This is a genomic window from Herbidospora galbida, assembly GCF_005233835.1.
GTDB classification, from domain to species: domain Bacteria; phylum Actinomycetota; class Actinomycetes; order Streptosporangiales; family Streptosporangiaceae; genus Herbidospora; species Herbidospora galbida.
Genome location: NZ_SZQA01000024.1, coordinates 1 through 17,698 on the forward strand (window position 1 = coordinate 1; position 17,698 = coordinate 17,698).

Here is a 17,698-nt window from a genome sequence, read left to right on the forward strand (position 1 = left end):
GGCGGCCTGACCGCCTCCGGTGCCGCCCACGACGACGTCGACCCGCCAGCGCCCTCCGAGCACGTCACCGAGGGCGGCGGCGACGACCTCGTCCCGCTTGCCCTTCAGGAAGCCCTGGACGTCGCCCGGCTTCTCGAACCCCACCGTCACCACGTTGCCCTCGGCGCCGAGAAGGCGGCCCTGGGCGTTGAGGATCATCCAGGCGACCCGCTGCCGGTTCTTGACCGCCTCCAGCACCTGCGGCCACACCTGGGCCACCGCCCCCGCCCCGGCAGACGCCTGCGGCGCCTGGGGCGCCTCGGCCTGCGGCGCGGACGGGACGTCGGCGGGCCGGCCCCCGGAACCGGGCTTGGCGGCCGCCGGCCAGTCATCGGCCGGGGGAGCGGCGGGCTGACCGCCCGAGCCGGGCTTGACGGTCTCGGGCCAGTCGTCGGCTTGGGAGCCGGTGGCCGAGGGCGCCGCTCCGGGCTGGCCGCCGACGTGCCCGGCACCGGACTGGGTATCGGGGGAGCCGGGCTGCTGAGCCGAACCGTGCTCCTGCTGCGTGCCAGGCGCGCCTTGGTGCCCCCCGGCCTGCGGCGCTTGGTCTTGGCTCTGGTTGGCACCGTGCTGTGAAGTCTGCACTCCAGACGGCGTGGCCTGGCCCTGAGGGACACCGTGCCGTGAAGCCTGCCCTCGGAGAGCCCCAGGCTGGGCAGCCTGCCCTTGCACGCCAAGCTGCGGAGCTTGACCTTGGTTCATGCCCGGCTGCGGAACCTTGCCGACACCTGCTGATGGGCCGCCCGCATAACTCCCCGCCTGCGCATAAGACACGGGCTGCCCACCCGCACGAGGTGCCGCGACCCCGTCGCGCTCCAGCCGCTCCAGCCGGGTCAGCACCGCCGCCTCGCCGCCCTCGGCCGCCGGCAGCAGGATGCGGGCGCACATCAGCTCCAGGAGGAGCCGAGGCGACGCCGCCCCCCGCATCTCCGTCAGCCCCGCGTTGAAGATCTCCCCCGCCCGCGTCAGCTCGGCGGGCCCCATCGCGGCCGCCTGCCCCTGCAGGCGCTCCAGCTCGTCGGCGGGCCGGTCGAGCAGGCCGTTGGCGGCCGCCTCGGGCACGTTCGCCAGGATCACCAGGTCGCGGAACCGCTCCAGCAGGTCGGTCGCGAAACGGCGCGGGTCGTGGCCGCCCTCGATCACCCGGTTGACCGCCTGGAAGACCTGCCCGCCGTCACGCCGGGCGAAGGCGCCGACGATCTCGTCGAGAAGGTCGCCGTCGGTGTATCCGAGAAGGGACACCGCGCGGGAGTAGGTGATCCCGTTCTCGTCGGCGCCGGCCAGGAGCTGGTCGAGGATCGACAGCGAGTCGCGAGCCGAGCCGGCCCCGGCGCGTACGACCAGAGGAAGAGCCGCAGGCTCGTAGGGCACCGACTCCGACGCGAGGATCTCCTCCATCAGCGCTTTCAGAGTCGCCGGAGGCATCAGCCGGAACGGGTAGTGGTGCGTGCGCGACTTGATCGTCCCGATGACCTTCTCGGGCTCCGTGGTCGCGAAGACGAATTTCAGGTGCGGCGGCGGCTCCTCGACGAGTTTCAGCAGCGCGTTGAAACCCTCGCGGGTCACCATGTGCGCCTCGTCGATGATGTAGATCTTGAACCGCGCCGACACGGGCGCGAAGAAGGCCCGTTCACGCAGGTCACGCGCGTCGTCGACACCACCGTGCGAGGCGGCGTCGATCTCGATCACGTCGAGGTGGCCGGGCCCGGTCGGGGCCAGCGCGACACACGACTCACACACGCCACAGGGATCGGGCGTCGGCCCCTGCTCGCAGTTGAGGCTCCGGGCGAGGATCCGCGCGCTCGACGTCTTGCCGCATCCGCGGGGCCCGCTGAAGAGGTAGGCATGGTTCACGCGCCCGCTTCTGAGGGCCTGGCGGAGCGGGTCGGTGACGTGCTCCTGCCCTTTGACCTCTGCAAACGTCCCAGGACGGTATTTGCGGTAGAGCGCGAGACTCATGAACGGTCTCCTCGGGGAGAGCAGAACCGGAAGCAAAGAACCCCCCGCACACCCGCCAGAGCCCGCTTATCCTTGCTGCCTTCCGGCCCTGGGGAGGTTCACAGGATGACGCCGCGCGAGGGGTCCGAGGACAGTCTAGCCGCCACCCGCACCACCTGTGCCCAGCCCTCCGAACAGAAGGACGGCGCATGCGCCAAGTCATGTAAACTTCTCGGCGGAGGATTCGCCTAGTTGGCCTAGGGCGCACGATTGGAAATCGTGTTTCGGGAGACCGATCAGGGGTTCAAATCCCCTATCCTCCGCCACCAGAAGGGGCAGGTCATATCCGACCTGCCCCTTCTTTTTTCCGTTACGGCTCCGCCGCACCGGGCCGAGCCCCGCAACCGGCGCCAACCGGCCGCGCAGCCCGAGCCGGCAACGACGAACGCCGAGAAACCCGGGACCGAAGCCGCACTACCGCGCCGGACGATCCCCCCGTGGCCCTCCGCCCCAACCGCCGGCGATCCAGACCCCGCCCGGATCCGGCCAGTCGTCAGGCGCCTGCCGGGCTTCCCACCGGTCCACATACGCCGAGATTCCGGCCTCCGTCTTCGGCGTGGCCAGCCATTCCTCGACCGCCAGCCGGACTTCGCGCATCGCGATGGCGTCCGTCTCGTCGCCGTAGTCGACGGGCCAGGCGTCGAAGATGTCGTCGATGTTCATCCAGACGCGGTAGAGCCCGCCTGCGGCTCCCACGTCCACGTATTCCGTGACCGTCCCGGCCGCGCTCAGGAAGGGGTCGCGCATCTGTTCCGGGTCGTCATGGGCGAGCGCGGCGGTCAGGAACTGGTCGAGTTCGGCCACGAGCTCGGCCAGCCGTGCGGCTTCTTCCAAGGGGGTCATCCCCGCATGATCGCTCATCAGAAGGGCAGTAGCGCGCCCATGGATTTCGATGACCAAGCGCAACTCGACTCGTCTCAGGTCGAGAACCGTGGCCGGGGCGGGATCCCCGGTGGCGGGCTTGCGATCGGCGGTGGCGCGGCCGGCATCATCGCGCTGATCGTCGCCCTCGTCTTCGGCATCAACCCCGGTGACATCACCGGAGGGGGAGGCGCGGAGAACCCCGGCGTCCAGCCGTCGAGTGATCTCGGCGAGAAGTGCAAGACCGGCGCGGACGCCGACCAGGACGAGCAGTGCCGGGTCGTCGGTGTCGTCAACAGCTTGCAGGACTACTGGTCCACGCAGGTCGACGGCTACCAGAAGGCCAAGACTGCGCTCTTCGAGCAGGGCGTCCAGACCGAGTGCGGCGCGGCCGACTCGGCCGTGGGGCCCTTCTACTGCCCGGTCGACCGCTACATCTATCTGGACCTGAGCTTCTTCAACCAGTTGGAATCCCAGCTGGGCGCGGCGAACACCCCGTTCGCCCAGTCCTACGTGATCGCGCACGAGTACGGCCACCACGTCCAGAATCTCACCGGCACGCTCGAACAGAGCGGTGGCGAGGGCGCCGACAGCGGATCGGTCCGGGTGGAGCTCCAGGCGGACTGCTACGCGGGGGTCTGGGCCAAGAACGCCGTCGACACCGGCTTCTTCGCCAAGCCCTTCACCGACGCCGACATCCAGGAGGCGCTCGACGCCGCAGCCGCGGTCGGCGACGACTCGATCCAGCAGAAGAGCGGCGGCCAGGTGAACCCCGACGCGTTCACCCACGGCACCTCGGAGCAGCGGGTGACCTGGTTCACGAACGGCTATAAATCAGGAGATCCCGCACGATGTGACACGTTCTCCGGGTCGATCTGACCCGGGCCACCTTCGTCTCATAAACTACATAGCGTGATCTTTAAGTTGGTCGGCGACGAACGCCCTTATCCCGAGCACGGTCTCGGACACCGCGAGTGGGCGCAGATTCCGCCCCGCCAGGTCAGACTGGACGCGCTCATCACCACCAAGGCCAACCTCGACCTGCACTCGCTGCTGGCCAAGGACTCCACCTTCTACGGTGACCTCTTCCCACACGTCGTGCAGTGGGAGGGCGATCTCTACCTGGAAGACGGGCTCCACCGGGCCCTGCGCGCGGCGCTCCACCAGCGCTCGGTGCTGCACGCGCGGGTGCTCGAACTCTAGAGACGAAAAACGAAAGACCCGGTGTGATGATCACACCGGGTCTTCGTATGCGTGGCGGTGGTGGTGGGATTTGAACCCACGGTAGGTTGCCCTACACGCGCTTTCGAGGCGCGCTCCATCGGCCACTAGGAGACACCACCGCAGAGCAGCTTACCGGAGAATGGTCACTGCTCGCGCCTCGCGGCGAAGAAGGCCGAAAGCAGTGCAGAACATTCTTCTTCGCGTACGCCCATGACCACCTCCGGCCGATGGTTCAGCCGCCGGTCACGCACCACGTCCCAGAGCGACCCGACGGCCCCGCCCTTCTCGTCGACGGCCCCGTAGACGATCCGGTCGACCCGCGACAGCACGGCGGCCCCCGCGCACATCGTGCAGGGCTCCAGCGTCACGATGAGGGTGCACCCGGACAGCCGCCATTCGCCCAGCGCCGCAGCTGCGGCCCGGAGCGCCAGGATCTCGGCGTGCGCGGTCGGATCGCCGGAGGACTCCCGCGCGTTCGAGGCCCGCGCCAAGATCCGGTCACCGGACACGACGACGGCGCCCACGGGCACCTCACCCCGCTGCGACGCCTCCAGCGCCTCGGCGAGGGCCAGGCCCATCACCTGGTCGTACAGAGAAGATCACCTGAGCCGGTCGAGTTCTTCGCCGAACGCGAGGCGCTCGGCGACGACCGACAGGACGTCGGCGGGCAGCATGCCCTCCTCGACGCTCAGCTCCAGCAGCTCCTCGGCGCGCAGCCCGAAGTCGGCCAGCAGCTCGAAGTCGCCGCCGGGACGGACCCCGAGGTCGGGCGTCTCCTTGTCGACCGCGATGCCGGCCAGCTCGGCGAACAGCTCGCCGAGCGGGTCGGTCACCCCGGCCTGGGCGTCGGACAGGAACACCCTGGGGTCGAGGTCGCCCTCGTAGCGCACGAGGGCGAACCATTCGTCTTCGACCTCGACGCAGAGCAGCACGAGCTCGTCACCGGACAGGCCGAGAGCCTCGCCGACCGCGTCGCCGACGTCGTCGGCGATCTCGGCCTCGGACAGGTCGACCTCGGCCCCCGACCAGCGGCCGTTGGTGCGCAGGAAAGCGGCGGCGAAGAGATTGGTTCGCGTGGGCATGGCGAGGTCCCGAGGTTTTCTCAGCCGATGATGGCGTCGACGGCGCGTTCGAAGGGGTCGCGGAATCCGAGTCGGGCGGCGATGCTGAACAGCACCTCGTCGGGGTAGAGGTCGCGGTCGCCCGACAGGGCACCCAGCTCCATCTCGTCGAGGCCGAGGTCGGCGAAGACCGACAGGTCGCCTGCGGGCAACACGCTGTCGAGCTCCTCCTCCTCGGGGACCGGGACGTCGATGAAGTCGAGCACCTGCCGCGCCAGCGGCCACTCCCACGACGCGGTGATGTCTGACAAGAAGACACTCACCCGCTCGCCGAAGACCCGTAATGCCACGAAGAAGTCATCCCCAACAGCGACCAGGCCAATCGTTCCGGCGTTGCTGGGCTGCTGGCGCAGCGCCTGGAGCAGGCCCCGGAGGTCAGAGGTGAGGGCCACCGGGAGCATTTCGGCCTCCCAGTGGTCGTCTTCGCGGTAGACGACGATGGCGAAGTCAAGTACGTCTTCGTCTGTCATCTGATCTCCACCGACACGGTCATCACGGCCGTAATGGTTTCAGACGCGCGACACCCCCGTCCGGTTGTCGCGCAAATTGTGATCAAAACCGCCGGGCGGGTTCGGATGTCTGTTCCGCTAGCGATACCTTTTGTCCCATGGAGACCCATGTCGTTGACCACCCGCTCGTTTCGCACAAGCTCACGACCCTTCGTGACGTGCGGACCGACTCGCCGACCTTCCGGCGGCTGGCCGACGAACTGGTGACCCTCCTCGCCTACGAGGCAACCCGGGACGTACGCGTCACCGAGGTGACCGTGGAGACGCCCCTCACTCCCACTCAGGGGGTACGTCTGTCCCGCCCCACACCTTTGGTAGTGCCGATCCTGCGGGCGGGCCTCGGCATGCTCGACGGGATGATGCGGCTGCTCCCCACGGCCGAGGTCGGCTTCCTCGGGATGATCCGCAACGAGCAGACCCTCGAGGCCTCCACCTACGCCACCCGGCTGCCCGACGACCTGTCGGGCCGGCAGTGCTTCGTGCTCGACCCGATGCTCGCGACCGGCGGCACCCTGGCCGCCGCGATCCAGTTCCTCTTCGCCCGGGGCGCCGTCGACGTGACCGCGCTCTGTCTCCTGGCGGCCCCCGAGGGCATCGCCCACCTCGACTCGGTCTTCAAGGACTCCGGCCACCCCATCAAGCTCGTCACCGCGGGTCTCGACGAGCGGCTCAACGAGCAGGGCTACATCCTCCCCGGCCTCGGCGACGCCGGAGACCGGCTCTACGGAGTCGCCTGATTAGTTACACTTGGTGACTGCTCGGGTACGTACAGTAGTGACGACGTCTCTTTAGCGTCACTCGGTGTTACGTGGGGCGCGCACCAGGGAGAGCCATGAGTCAGTATGAGCAGGTCGAGGCCGTGCTCCGTGACGAGTTCGCCGGAATTCACCCGGCCTCCACTGTCACGCGCTGTATTCAGGCCGCCCACCATGGGGCCGTGGAAGTGACGGGTCACGCCTATCCCGGGCTGGTGGAGCGCATCGCGCGCCGGCACCTCCAGGTTCTCGCTACCGCGACGGAGTCATAGCGAGGCCGGTAGTTCCGGCTTTATGCGCTTTACCGAACCAGGTGCCTGGGTAATCTATGACTCAGTGGGAGTGGTGACCGCAGTGCAGGTCAAGAAGATTCTCAAGTGGGGAGCTGTTGCTCTGGTGGCTTTCTACCTGTTGTCGCGGCCGCATGACGCCGCCGACACCGTGACCGGCGCGGTCACCGGGGTCGTCAACGGCGCCAACTCAGTCGCCCAATTCTTCGCGCGACTGTCATGAGACTAGTCACCCACGGGGACTCCGCCCCGTCCTCCGTCAACCGCTACTTACTTCCCCACGAGCATCAGGTCATCATGGTTCGCCGCCATCCGGCCGTGCTGCTCAGACCGGTCGCCGAGATCTTCGGCGGCCTGATCATCGCGGGGCTCGCCAGCCAGTGGCTCGGCCCCGCGAGCGGTGGCCAGGCCCTTGTCATCATCTGGTGGGCCTGGCTCCTGCTGTTGATCCGCTTCGTGTGGAAGGTGGCGGAGTGGTCTGTCGACTACTTCGTCGTCACCTCTCAGCGCATGATGCTGGCCACCGGGCTGATCACTCGCAAGGTGGCGATGATGCCCCTCGGCAAGGTCACCGACATGAGCTTCCAGCGTGACCTCATGGGCAGGATTCTCGGTTACGGCGAATTCGTCATGGAATCGGCCGGTCAAGACCAGGCGTTGCGGACGGTCCCTTACATTCCGTATCCCGAGACGCTATACCTCGAGGTCTGCCAGATGATCTTCCCGAACAAGGACGACTCGGACGACTAACGTCCGTTATGCCGCTTTCCAGCGAGGATTCCCGAGGCGCGAACATAGTTCGCCCTCGGGATTCTTGACGGGAGGGTTACCCGATTCGACAGCTTCGTGCCATCATGGCGGGACCATTGACCAATCCCCTGCCCTGAGAGAACAGATGCCGAGTCAGGGAACCATAGGCGACCGCGTCCGAGCGCTGCGACTGAGCAGGCGCATGTCCCAGGCCCAGCTCGCTGGGCCCGATCTGTCCGACAGCTACGTCTCTCTCATCGAATCGGGGAAGCGAACGCCGACGCCCGTCGTCGCCCGCCTTCTCGCCGAGCGACTCGGCTGCACGACGGAGTTCCTCCTTCATGGAATCGAGCCGCGTCAGCGGATCGACACCGAGCTTGGCCTCCGGCACGCCGAACTCGAGCTGCACCACGGCGACCCGGCCATGGCGGCCGACCGATTCAGCGACATCGTCAAGGCGGCCGGCGAGGACAACGCCATGCTCGCCGCCCACGCCCGTCTCGGCCGGGCCCGCGCGCTTGAGGCGCAGGGCCGCATCGGCCGGGCCGTCGAAGCATACGAACGACTCCGGCGGGAGGCCGGCGCCCACCCCGAGCGCCTGGCCGCACTGCCGCTCACCGTCGCCCTCTGCCGGTGTTACCACCGGGCCGGCGACCTTGCCCGCGCCCGCGACCTGGGTGCACACGCGCTGAGCCGCGTCGAGGCCCTCGGGGTGACCCAGGGCGAACTCGCCGTCGAGCTCGCCGCGGCGCTCGCCGAGACCGAGACCGGACTTCCGTTCGTCGACCGCGTCCTTGTGGCCAATGGGCTGCCGCAGGTCGAAGACCGAACGACCGAGATCCTCGCGCTCTGGCAGGCCAGCGTGACCGCCGCAGAAGGGGAGGACTCGGCGCTCGCGGTGCAGCTCGCGGAGGACGCGATCGCGGCCGGACGGCCGTCGCGCATGGCGGTCCGGATGGCCCGCATCGCGATGACCTGGGCAAAGATCACAGCCACCCACCCCGAAGACGCCGATCTGGACCGCGCCAACGCCCTCGCGGCGTCCGCCGGCTCAGTGCTCGGCGCCTTCCCGGCCGAACACCTCGACCACGCTCGCAGCCTGATCGTGATGTCGTCGGTACGGCTGCGCTCCGGCGACACCGAAGGGGCGGCCGAACTGGCCAACCGCGCGCTCGACCAGCTGGTCGGCATCCGGGGCACGATTCCGGCGACGGCCTACCTCGTGCTCGCGGAAGTCCATTTGGCACGGTCCCAAAGCGCGACCGCCGAGCTGCGCAAGGCGCAGGACCTGCTCTCCGCGACCGGGCCCGCGCCCGACCGCGAGGCGGCCCGCACCTGGCGTGAGCTGGGTGACCTGTGGGGTCAGGCCGGTTCCCGTGAAGATCAGTCGAAGGCGTATCGTAGGGCGCTCGAAGCGGTGGGCGTCCACGCGAACATGCCGGGGGTCGTCGCGCCGGCCGTTCTCACCCGGTAGGACGACGCGAGACGCGGGCAGCCGAGGGCCGTCCGCGGGCCCGTACTCAGAAATCCGCCTCAAGACAAGCACCGGATTTGTGCCGGAAGCTCTGGAATAATTAGGGTCGACCAGTCATTGACTCATGGGATGACTGGTTTCCCCTTAGGAGGCGGACTGTTGTGAGTCTGCGTACGGCGCAGCGGGCGTCTCTCGTGGACCAGGTGATCGATCAGCTCAAGGAGCAGATCACTTCGGGCTCGTGGAAGCTGAACGCCAAGATCCCGACCGAGACCGTTCTGGCCGAGCAGCTCGGAGTGGGGCGCAACACGGTTCGTGAAGCCGTGCGGGCGCTGACCCACGCCGGGCTGCTCGACTGCCGTCAGGGCGACGGCACCTATGTCAGGGCCATCAGTGAGCTGTCCGGCGCGATGGCGCGGCGGCTCCGGGCGGCCGAGCAGCTGGAGATCCTGGAAGTCAGGCGAGCCCTCGAGGTCGAGGCGGCCCGGCTGGCGGCGACCCGGCGGAGCGACGGCGACATCGTCAACATCCAGGCGGCGCTGACCCAGCGCGAGCAGGCCTGGGCCTCCGGCGACGTCGACGCGTTCGTCGAAGCCGACCTGGCATTCCACGTCGCGGTCGTGCAGGCCACCCACAACCGGGTGCTGATCGACCTCTACGTCGACTTCTCGGCGGCGCTGCGCACGAGCATCGCGGCGGCCGGCGGGTCACTGGAGCAGAACTACATCCCCCACGACGGCATTCTGCGGGCGATCGCCTCGGGCGACGCCACGGCGGCCGAGCACGCGGGGCACGCGTGCATGGAGCACATCCTGATCGCCCTCACCGAGACGGGCGAGCTCGACTAGTTGATCCGCAGCGACATCACGAGGTAGCGGAAGGCCGGGTCGTCGCCCGCGTCGGTGATCAGCGCCGGGCGGGTGGGCGAGTCGAGGTGGATGACCGCCTGCTCGGTCTCCACCCCGGCCAGGCCTTCGAGCAGGAAATGCGGCTGGAAGGCGATGAGGATGTCGTCGCCGTCGAGGTCGGCCTCCATCATCTCGGCGCCCCGGCCGATCTCGTCACCTGCGGCCTGGATCAGCACCTGGCCCTGGGAGAACGACAGACGTACGGCCGAATTGGAGCCGGAGACCAGGGCCACCCGGCGGATCGCCTCGAGGAACGGCTGCACGCTGACCGTGGCCCTGATGCCCCAGTCGCCGCTCAGCCGTGAGCGGTAGTCGATGAACTGCTCGTCGAGCAGGCGGACCGTCGTCGACCTGCCGGCGCTCTCGAAGCCGGCGACGTTGCCGCCGAGGCAGATGCTCACCTCGCCGACGCGGAGCGACTTGGCGACGTCGACCAGCACCTTCGCCGGGATCATCGCGCCGTATTGCTGCTGGGCCTCGCCCTCGGGGTGCCACAGGAAGTCGCGGGCGGCCATGCGGTAGCGGTCGGTCGCCGCCATCGTCATGTTGACGCCGTCGGTGTCGACGCGGATCGCGGTCAGCATCGGCAGTGTGTTGTCGCGGCTGGCGGCCACCGCCACCTGGGCCACCGCCGAGGCGAACAGGGCGCCGCCGACCGCGCCGACCTTGGCGGGCATCGGCGGCAGCGTGGGGAAGTCGTCGGCCGGCATGGTCAGCAGGCCGAACTCGGCGCTGCCGCAGGTCAGCACCGCTTCGGTGCCGCTGGTGGTGATGTCGACCACCTCGCCCGGCAGGCTGCGGACGATCTCGGCCAGCACCCGGCCGGGCAGCAGCACCTGCCCCGGCTCGGCGACCGCTGCGTCGACGTCGGCCCTGGCCGACACGTCGTAGTCGAAAGCGGAGATGCGCAGGTCGCCAGAGGCGTCGAGGAGCAGGCCCGTGAGCACCGGCAGCGCCGGACGGGTCGGCAGGATGCGGGCGCACCAGCCCACGGCCTCAGCCAGCACATCGCGGTTGACCTGGACTTTCACCGTTGACCTCCGACCTCACCACTGGCAGTGACGACACGCTACCCATCACTACCGACAAAACCCGACCATCACCGCCCGTTCAGGTATGCCAGAACCGCCAATACCCGCCGATTGTCGTCATCACTCGGGGACAGGTCGAGTTTGCCGAAGATGCTGGCCGTGTGTTTGCCCACGGCGCTCTCGCTGAGGAAGAGGCGCTGGCCGATCGCGGCGTTCGAGCGGCCTTCGGCCATCAGTTCCAGGACCTCGCGTTCGCGAGGGGTCAGGCGGCCGATCGGCTCGTTGCGGGCGTTGCTGACCATGAGCTTGGCGATCACGTCGGGGTCCATCGCGGTGCCGCCGGCCGCCACCCTCCGGACCGCGTCGATGAACTGCTCGGTGTTGAAGACGCGGTCTTTCAGCAGGTAGCCGATGCCGCCGGTGCCGTCGGCGAGCAGTTCGCGGGCGTAGAGCTGCTGGACGTGCTGCGAGAGGACCAGCACCGGTAATCCGGGGACCTGTTTGCGGGCGGCCAGCGCGGCCTGGAGCCCTTCGTCGGTGAAGGTGGGCGGGAGCCGTACATCGACGACCGCGACGTCGGGGCGGTGGGTGACCAGGGCCTTCAGGAGTTCGGGGCCCGATTCCACGGCGGCGACCACGTCGAACTCATGGGCGCGGAGCAGGTGGACGAGGCCCTCGCGCAACAAGTGGAGGTCTTCGGCCAGTACGACCCTCATGATCGGTCAGCATACGCCGCCCGGAACGCGGTTGGACGCCGGGTTGAGCCGGATCCCGGTGGCCAGCATGATGGCGCCGAGCGCGATCATGAACGCGACCGTGGGCCACTGGAACGGCGGCGGCATGTACAGGGCCAGGAACCACGACCGCTCCTCCGGCTGGAAGATCAGCATGAACGTCGCCACCAGTCCCTGCGGGAACAGCGGCAGCCAGCACAGGCTCCAGCAGACTCCGTAGAGCAGGCCGCGCCAGCCCTTCGGCAGTGCGTTGACCGGCTCGACGTCCTCGCCGCCGGGAAGCGCGTCGAGCACCTCGATGGTCGCGGTGGTGCCGCCGCCGGGCGGGCTCGACAGGGCCAGCACCCCGTCGAAGGCCGCCAGCCGCCGCTCGATGCCGGCCAGTCCCCCTCCCGGTACGGCCTTCGCCCCGCCCGGCCCGTCGTCGGTCACCGTCACCCGCAGCGCCCGGCCGCGCCTGCTGATGTCGATGGCGACCTTGGACGCGTACCGGGAGGCGTTGGCCAGCAGCTCGCTGACGGCGAAGTAGACCGCCGACTCGACCGGCGACTCGGGCCGTTCCAGGAGGTCGGCCTGGACCTTGACCTTGAGCGGGCTGTCGAGGGCGAGCGCCCGGATGGCGTCGCCGAGACCACGTTCGGCCAGCACGGGCGGGTGGATGCCCCTGACGAGCTGCCGGAGCTCCTGGAGGGCGGTCGCCGACGACTCCCTGGCCTTCGCCAGGAGCGCCTTCGCGGCGGCCGGGTCGGTGTCGACGAGCTGTTCGGCGGCGCCGATCGTCATGCCGACGGCCACCATGCGGGCCTGGGCGCCGTCGTGGAGGTCGCGTTCGATCCGGCGGAGCTCGGCGGCCTGGAGGTCGAGCTGGTCGGCCCTGACCTGGTTGAGCCTGTTGACCTGCCCGACGAGCTGTGTGTTCGCGGTGGGGCCGAGCAGCGCCAGGGCGTACAGCGCGTAGTTCTTCAGTGCCGCCGGGGCAAGGAAGAAGGCGACGACGGAGAGGGCCAGGCCCCAGTACAGGCCCTCGACCACCGTCAGGTAGACGCCCCAGCCGATGACGAATGTGGGGCCGAACGTGAGCACCGACCGGGTCCACGGGTCGAGGATGATCCACACCAGCTCGCGCCAGGTCGCCGGATCGGTGATCACCCAGGCGAGCATCCGGTCGATGTGCGGCGAGGTCGCCGTGCGGTAGCGCTTGCCCTTGTGGTGGTAGTAGCCGTCGCGGGCCCGCACCAGCGCGGGCGGGCGCGGCCGGTAGGGGGTGGGGATGTCCACCCCCACCCAGCGCCGCATCAGGCGCCGGTCGATGCCGGCCATGAAGCGGATCAGCCGAACGGACGGCTCCAGCAGGAACACCATGCCCGCGACCGTCGACACCAGCACGCCGAGGATCGCCACCAGCGCGACCGGGATCTGGACGACCACCAGCGCCGCCAGCGCGAGGCCGTGGCCGAGCGCTCTGATCTGCTTCATGCGCATCAGTCTGACCGCGCGCGGCCTCCGAGGGGAGTGCACGAAGCCGCCCGAGGGGGGTGGGGTTTCCTCCACCCCGGATGGGTCACCAGACGCATTACCTCCGACCTCGCGAATTTCTACCGTTCTGGCCATGGCAATCATCACGGTGCAGAACCTGCGGAAGCAGTACGGCGACAAGGTCGCCGTCAAGGATGTCTCGTTCTCCGTGGAGGAGGGCGAGATCTACGGGATCGTCGGCCGCAACGGCGCCGGCAAGACCACGACCGTCGAGTGTGTGGCGGGCCTGCGCAAGCCCGACGGCGGGAGCATCCGCGTCGACGCCGACCTCAAGCAGCAGGTGGGGGTGCAGCTCCAGGAGAGCATGATGCCCGACAAGCTGCGGGTCCGCGAGGCGCTCGACCTGTACGCGTCCTTCTACGCCAACCCCGCGCCGGTGCAGGCGCTCCTCGACGAGGTGGGGCTCGACCCGAACGTCGCCTTCGCGAAACTGTCGGGCGGTCAGCGCCAGCGGCTCTCGATCGCGCTGGCCCTGGTGGGCAACCCCAAGGTCGCGATCCTGGACGAACTGACCACCGGCCTCGACCCGCAGGCCCGGCGCGAGACGTGGGAACTGATCACCCGGATCCGCGACCGCGGCGTGACGGTGCTGCTGGTCACCCACTTCATGGAAGAGGTCGAGCGGCTCTGCGACCGGGTCGCGGTCATCTCCAAGGGCACCGTCCTCACCGTCGACACCCCCGCCGGGCTGATCTCGCGCTCGGGCGGCGTCCAGCGCGTCACCTTCAAGTCGACGGTCCCCGTCGACAGCCTCAAGGACCTGCCCGAGGTCCACTCGGTCACCGTCGAGGCCGGCCAGGTGATCGTCACCGGCGACGACAACGTCCTGCGCGCCGTCGTCACGGCCCTGCCGAGCACGGCCGTCTCCAACATCAAGACCGAGACCAGCACGATGGACGACGCCTTCCTCGCCCTGACCGGCGAATGACCACCCCTCAGAACGAATCAAGGAGCTCTGCCATCATGGCCATCACCGCCCCCCAGGTCCGCCGGCTCACCTCCGTCGAGACCAAGCTCTACCTCCGCGAACCGGCGGCGATCTTCTTCGCGATCGGCCTGCCGATCGGCCTGTTCCTCATCCTCGGCGGGACCATCCCCGACTTCATGAAAGCCGACCCCGAGCTCGGCGGGTTACGCCCCATCGACACGCACCTGCCCGGAATGATGATCCTGCTATGTGTCCTGACCTGCGCGTTCTCGCTGCTCCCGACCGTGCTGGTCACCTACCGGGAGCGCGGCATCCTGCGCCGGATGTCGACCACCCCGGTCAGCCCCGTCACCGTCCTCGGGGTGCAGCTCGTCCTCAACGTCGCCACGACGCTGGTGACCACCCTGCTCATGCTCGTCATCGGCAATCTCGTGTACGACGTCCCGTTCCCCCGCGCGCCGCTCGCCTTCACCGGGGTGCTGCTGCTGGGCATGGTGTCGTCGTTCGCCATCGGGCTGCTGCTGGCCGCGCTCAGCCGTAACTCGCGGGTCGCCCAGGGTCTCGGCATGGCGGTGTTCTTCCCCAACCTGTTCTTCGCCGGCATGTGGGTGCCCCGGGCCCTGATGCCCGAGGCGGTGCGGGTCGTCGCCGACTTCACCCCGTCGGGGGCGTTCGGCGCCGCGATCGTCCAGGTGCTGACCGACGGCACCGCGCAGTGGCTGCACATCGGCGTGATGGCCGCGTGGGCCGTGGGCGCCGGGGTCGTGGCCGTCCGGTTCTTCCGCTGGTCGTGATTACCCGCCGGGTAATCGCCCACATGACCTGCCAGTGCTTAGGTTCGGAGACGTGACGATGACCTCAGTCGGCCCCCTGCTCCGCGGATGGCGGGAGAACCGCCGGCTCAGCCAGCTCGACCTGTCCGTCGCCGCCGACATCTCCACCCGGCACATCAGCTTCCTGGAGACCGGCCGGGCCCGGCCCAGCCGCGAGATGATCCTGCGCATCGCCGACTGCCTCGACCTGCCGCTCCGGGAGCGCAACCGCCTGCTGCTCTCGGCCGGTTTCGCCCCGGTCTACGGCGAGACCTCCCTGTCCAACCCCCGGATGGCCGCCATTCAGGCGGCCATCCGGCAGGTCCTCACCGGCCACGAGCCCTACCCCGCGGTCGTCGTCGACCAGCGCTGGAACCTCGTGGACGCCAATGCCGGCCTCGCCCTCCTCGCCGACGGCATCGACCCCGACCTGACCGCCAACGTGCTGCGCGCCTCCCTCCACCCGGAGGGCCTGGCCCCGCGCATCGTCAACCACGGCGAGTGGCGGGCCCACCTGCTCCACCGCCTGCGCCGCCAGATCGCCTTCACCGCCGATCCCGAGCTCACATCCCTGTACGAGGAGCTCCGCGGCTACCCCTGCGACCAGCCCGAACCCGAGATCGAGTTCCCCGGGCCCGGCGACATCTTCGTCCCGATGCGGCTGCGCCACGACGAGGGCGAACTCCGCTTCTTCAGCATCATGGCGACCTTCGGCACGCCCCTTGACGTGACCGTGGCCGAGTTGGCCATCGAATCGTTCTTTCCCGCCGACGATCACACTCGCCGGGTGATGACAGAATTCGCGAGATAAGATCACGTTCTACCCCGGAGGCCCAGCGTGCCGGACCAGGTGTTGAAGAACACGTTCCACATCGGCGTCGAGCCCAAGGTGGTCTTGGACCATCTGACGACCCCGGAGAACTACATCGGGCTCTCCCCGATCGTGGTCGCCGTCAAGGATGTGGACAAGTCAACTCCGGGAGTCGTCCGCTACACCGCCACCGAGCGGTTCCGGTTCTTCGGGTTCATCAAGTGGGACAACCCCATCGCGGTCGAGCTGTTCACCGACGACAGCGCGGTGTGGGGAGACGTGAAGAGCCCGGGCGGGGTGCGGATGGCGTACAGATTCGACCTCAGCGCCGAAGGAACCGGGACCCGCATGGACGACGTCCTCAACCTGTCGGCACCTTCACTGATCATCAAGTACGCCGCCTCCGAGGCCCGCAAGGTGCAGCTGGCACGGGCGCGTATCCTCGTCGAACGGCTCGCCTAGGAGGTCCAGATGATCGTCGTGGCCCACGTCAGCGACACCCACATCGACGGCGGTCCCCGCGCCGGCGAACGGACCGAACGGGTCATGCGCCACGTCGACGGCCTCGCGGTCGACGCCGTGATCGTGACCGGCGACATCGCCGACAACGGCGCGCCGGCCGAATACGAGATCGCCCGCAAGCTCCTGACGACCCGGCACCCGACGCTCATCTGCCCCGGCAACCACGACTCGCGAGGCCCGTTCCGCGAGGTGCTGCTCGGCTCCTCCGGCTCAGAACCGGTCGATCAGGTGCTGTCGGTCGGATCGTTCAGCATCGTCCTGGTCGATTCGAGCATCCCGGGCCGCGCCGAGGGCCGCCTGGAGGCCTCGACCTTGGCGTGGCTCGACGAGACGCTCTCGGGCCTGCCCGGCAAGGCGTTCGTGGGCATGCACCACCAGGCGTCGTCGCTGCACAGCCCCTATGTCGACGGGATCGGGCTACGGAACCCGGGCGACCTGGCCGAGGTGCTGGGACGGCACTCCAACGTGGTGGCGGTGCTCTCGGGCCACGCCCACACGGCGGCCGCCACGACGTTCGCCGGGCTGCCGCTGCTGGTCGGACCGGGGGTGGTCAGCACGGGGCTGACGCCGTACGAGAGCGAGGCCCGGCCCCCGGTGTCGCTGGAACAGCCGCCGGGGTTCGCGCTGCACGTGTTCGACGGGGAGCACCTGGTCACCCACTATCGGGTGGTTCCGTGAGCAGGCCGAGACGACGGGCCTTTCCAATGGCGGTGACCCGGTCATTCGCAGATAGTTTGCGATAGACGTTCTCTTTGTGCTTGACGACCGTTCTTTCTTTTATGCCCAGTCGGCTGCCGATGGCGCGGGCGGTCAGTCCTTCGGCCAGGAGCACCAATACGGCCATCTCCCTCGGCGTGATGTCGGAATCGACGGTCCGCATCATCGCGGCGTGCACGTCGACCGTGTCGAGCAGCGACCGCGCCAGGGCGGCGTACTCCAGATCGGCCGACGCGTAGCCGACGCCCTCCCGGCTCATGATCACGCCTCGGAAGCGCCCCGGCTCCGACCGCAACGGCAACGCGATCTGCCGGTCGATCCCGATGGCCTCCTTGCCCGCCCAATAGGCCTCGCTGTCCCACCAGTCGTCGCTGGCGACATCGTCCAAGGTCAGGGGCGTGCGGTCGGCGGTCTGCGCGTAGTGGCGCAGCAATGGGTGGACCCGCATGTGGGAGTGGATCAGCGCGTCGAGCGGGGCCTCGTGCAACCAGTCGGGAGCGCCGGTGAGCGCACGGCCCGTCCCCGCCTCCCAGTCGAGGTCGATGAGCACGGCCAGGTCTCCCGGCAGATCGGCGGTCAGCCGCTCCATGAGCAGAGGCCAGACCCGCACCGGCTCCCTCGCGGTCAGGATGTCCATGGCAAGATCGTGAATTCGTTTGGCCATTTCCCCCATACCTG

Annotated in this window: 22 protein-coding genes, 2 tRNA genes and 1 other RNA gene; 14 read left to right on the plus strand and 11 right to left on the minus strand. The window is 68.8% G+C overall.

What is annotated here, in order from left to right; translation table 11 throughout:
- Both FDA94_RS23380 and ffs read right to left on the minus strand, forming a co-directional pair.
- Positions 1 to 1,998: DNA polymerase III subunit gamma and tau (locus tag FDA94_RS23380; RefSeq protein WP_137249228.1), on the minus strand; the 1,998-nt coding region annotated here is incomplete at its 3' end.
- A gap of 31 nt (positions 1,999 to 2,029) precedes the next feature.
- An RNA gene (ffs, locus tag FDA94_RS23385) (signal recognition particle sRNA small type) lies at positions 2,030 to 2,127 on the minus strand.
- 87 nt (positions 2,128 to 2,214) lie between these two features.
- Between ffs and FDA94_RS23390 the strand changes: the two genes are divergently transcribed.
- A tRNA-Ser gene (locus FDA94_RS23390) sits at positions 2,215 to 2,303 on the plus strand.
- Positions 2,304 to 2,451: 148 nt separating this feature from the next.
- On the opposite strand, the gene FDA94_RS23395 is transcribed toward FDA94_RS23390, so the two are convergent.
- On the minus strand, positions 2,452 to 2,937 hold the full coding sequence (locus FDA94_RS23395; protein WP_170991083.1) for a hypothetical protein: 486 nt from the start codon (positions 2,935 to 2,937) through the stop codon (positions 2,452 to 2,454).
- On the opposite strand from FDA94_RS23395, the gene ypfJ reads away from it, so the two are divergent.
- Positions 2,920 to 3,777, plus strand: a complete 858-nt coding sequence (ypfJ, locus tag FDA94_RS23400) for a KPN_02809 family neutral zinc metallopeptidase (RefSeq protein ID WP_137249230.1) — start codon at positions 2,920 to 2,922, stop codon at positions 3,775 to 3,777. The genes FDA94_RS23395 and ypfJ overlap by 18 nt on opposite strands.
- A 33-nt stretch (positions 3,778 to 3,810) precedes the next feature.
- The gene (locus FDA94_RS23405) at positions 3,811 to 4,101 is read left to right on the plus strand and encodes a type II toxin-antitoxin system VapB family antitoxin (protein WP_137249231.1); all 291 of its coding nucleotides are present in this window, start codon (positions 3,811 to 3,813) and stop codon (positions 4,099 to 4,101) included.
- 52 nt (positions 4,102 to 4,153) lie between these two features.
- Here FDA94_RS23405 and FDA94_RS23410 read toward each other — a convergent pair.
- The 4 genes from FDA94_RS23410 to FDA94_RS23425 form a co-directional block, all read right to left on the minus strand.
- Positions 4,154 to 4,241, minus strand: a tRNA-Ser gene (locus tag FDA94_RS23410).
- Positions 4,242 to 4,265: 24 nt separating this feature from the next.
- Positions 4,266 to 4,700: a tRNA adenosine(34) deaminase TadA gene (gene tadA, locus FDA94_RS23415; RefSeq protein ID WP_137249232.1), complete on the minus strand. Its 435-nt coding sequence runs from the start codon at positions 4,698 to 4,700 to the stop codon at positions 4,266 to 4,268.
- A gap of 21 nt (positions 4,701 to 4,721) precedes the next feature.
- Positions 4,722 to 5,204, minus strand: coding sequence for a tRNA adenosine deaminase-associated protein (locus FDA94_RS23420; RefSeq protein ID WP_137249233.1), 483 nt, complete (start codon positions 5,202 to 5,204; stop codon positions 4,722 to 4,724).
- Between the two features lie 20 nt (positions 5,205 to 5,224).
- The gene (locus FDA94_RS23425; protein ID WP_030452653.1) at positions 5,225 to 5,713 is read right to left on the minus strand and encodes a tRNA adenosine deaminase-associated protein; all 489 of its coding nucleotides are present in this window, start codon (positions 5,711 to 5,713) and stop codon (positions 5,225 to 5,227) included.
- A 137-nt stretch (positions 5,714 to 5,850) separates the two neighbouring features.
- Between FDA94_RS23425 and upp the strand changes: the two genes are divergently transcribed.
- The 6 genes from upp to FDA94_RS23450 all read left to right on the plus strand — a co-directional run bounded on the left by upp (position 5,851) and on the right by FDA94_RS23450 (position 9,869).
- Entirely contained in the window at positions 5,851 to 6,489 is a 639-nt protein-coding gene (upp, locus tag FDA94_RS23430) for a uracil phosphoribosyltransferase (RefSeq protein WP_137249234.1), read from the plus strand.
- Between the two features lie 95 nt (positions 6,490 to 6,584).
- Positions 6,585 to 6,779 carry a three-helix bundle dimerization domain-containing protein gene (locus FDA94_RS23435; RefSeq protein WP_030452651.1) on the plus strand — a complete coding sequence of 65 codons (195 nt, stop codon included), beginning with the start codon at positions 6,585 to 6,587 and terminating at the stop codon, positions 6,777 to 6,779.
- 73 nt (positions 6,780 to 6,852) lie between these two features.
- Positions 6,853 to 7,020, plus strand: a complete 168-nt coding sequence (locus FDA94_RS39385; protein ID WP_157519910.1) for a hypothetical protein — start codon at positions 6,853 to 6,855, stop codon at positions 7,018 to 7,020.
- The gene (locus FDA94_RS23440; RefSeq protein ID WP_030452650.1) at positions 7,017 to 7,547 is read left to right on the plus strand and encodes a PH domain-containing protein; all 531 of its coding nucleotides are present in this window, start codon (positions 7,017 to 7,019) and stop codon (positions 7,545 to 7,547) included. Before FDA94_RS39385 ends, FDA94_RS23440 begins: the two co-directional genes overlap by 4 nt.
- A gap of 145 nt (positions 7,548 to 7,692) precedes the next feature.
- The gene (locus FDA94_RS23445) at positions 7,693 to 9,021 is read left to right on the plus strand and encodes a helix-turn-helix domain-containing protein (protein WP_137249235.1); all 1,329 of its coding nucleotides are present in this window, start codon (positions 7,693 to 7,695) and stop codon (positions 9,019 to 9,021) included.
- Between the two features lie 161 nt (positions 9,022 to 9,182).
- Complete coding sequence (locus FDA94_RS23450) at positions 9,183 to 9,869, plus strand: FadR/GntR family transcriptional regulator (protein WP_137249236.1); 687 nt, start codon at positions 9,183 to 9,185, stop codon at positions 9,867 to 9,869.
- On the opposite strand, the gene dnaN is transcribed toward FDA94_RS23450, so the two are convergent.
- The 3 genes from dnaN to FDA94_RS23465 form a co-directional block, all read right to left on the minus strand.
- Positions 9,866 to 10,960 carry a DNA polymerase III subunit beta gene (dnaN, locus tag FDA94_RS23455; RefSeq protein WP_137249237.1) on the minus strand — a complete coding sequence of 365 codons (1,095 nt, stop codon included), beginning with the start codon at positions 10,958 to 10,960 and terminating at the stop codon, positions 9,866 to 9,868. The genes FDA94_RS23450 and dnaN overlap by 4 nt on opposite strands.
- Before the next feature lie 68 nt (positions 10,961 to 11,028).
- Positions 11,029 to 11,676, minus strand: a complete 648-nt coding sequence (locus FDA94_RS23460) for a response regulator (protein WP_137249238.1) — start codon at positions 11,674 to 11,676, stop codon at positions 11,029 to 11,031.
- 6 nt (positions 11,677 to 11,682) lie between these two features.
- A complete protein-coding gene (locus tag FDA94_RS23465; RefSeq protein ID WP_170991085.1) occupies positions 11,683 to 13,170 on the minus strand; it encodes a sensor histidine kinase in 1,488 nt (495 codons plus the stop codon).
- 133 nt (positions 13,171 to 13,303) lie between these two features.
- Here FDA94_RS23465 and FDA94_RS23470 point away from each other — a divergent pair, with 133 nt between their 5' ends.
- The 5 genes from FDA94_RS23470 to FDA94_RS23490 are packed head-to-tail and all read left to right on the plus strand — an operon-like array spanning position 13,304 to position 16,981.
- Positions 13,304 to 14,158 carry an ABC transporter ATP-binding protein gene (locus tag FDA94_RS23470; protein ID WP_137249240.1) on the plus strand — a complete coding sequence of 285 codons (855 nt, stop codon included), beginning with the start codon at positions 13,304 to 13,306 and terminating at the stop codon, positions 14,156 to 14,158.
- A 35-nt stretch (positions 14,159 to 14,193) separates the two neighbouring features.
- On the plus strand, positions 14,194 to 14,952 hold the full coding sequence (locus tag FDA94_RS23475; protein WP_137249241.1) for an ABC transporter permease: 759 nt from the start codon (positions 14,194 to 14,196) through the stop codon (positions 14,950 to 14,952).
- Between the two features lie 58 nt (positions 14,953 to 15,010).
- The gene (locus FDA94_RS23480) at positions 15,011 to 15,781 is read left to right on the plus strand and encodes a helix-turn-helix domain-containing protein (RefSeq protein WP_137249344.1); all 771 of its coding nucleotides are present in this window, start codon (positions 15,011 to 15,013) and stop codon (positions 15,779 to 15,781) included.
- 27 nt (positions 15,782 to 15,808) lie between these two features.
- Complete coding sequence (locus FDA94_RS23485) at positions 15,809 to 16,243, plus strand: SRPBCC family protein (protein ID WP_137249242.1); 435 nt, start codon at positions 15,809 to 15,811, stop codon at positions 16,241 to 16,243.
- Between the two features lie 9 nt (positions 16,244 to 16,252).
- Positions 16,253 to 16,981 (plus strand): metallophosphoesterase family protein, encoded by a 729-nt coding sequence (locus tag FDA94_RS23490; protein ID WP_137249243.1) that lies wholly within the window; start codon positions 16,253 to 16,255, stop codon positions 16,979 to 16,981.
- Here the strand turns inward: FDA94_RS23490 and FDA94_RS23495 are convergent.
- Positions 16,956 to 17,657: a helix-turn-helix transcriptional regulator gene (locus FDA94_RS23495; RefSeq protein ID WP_170991086.1), complete on the minus strand. Its 702-nt coding sequence runs from the start codon at positions 17,655 to 17,657 to the stop codon at positions 16,956 to 16,958. The genes FDA94_RS23490 and FDA94_RS23495 overlap by 26 nt on opposite strands.
- Positions 17,658 to 17,698 lie beyond the last annotated feature (41 nt).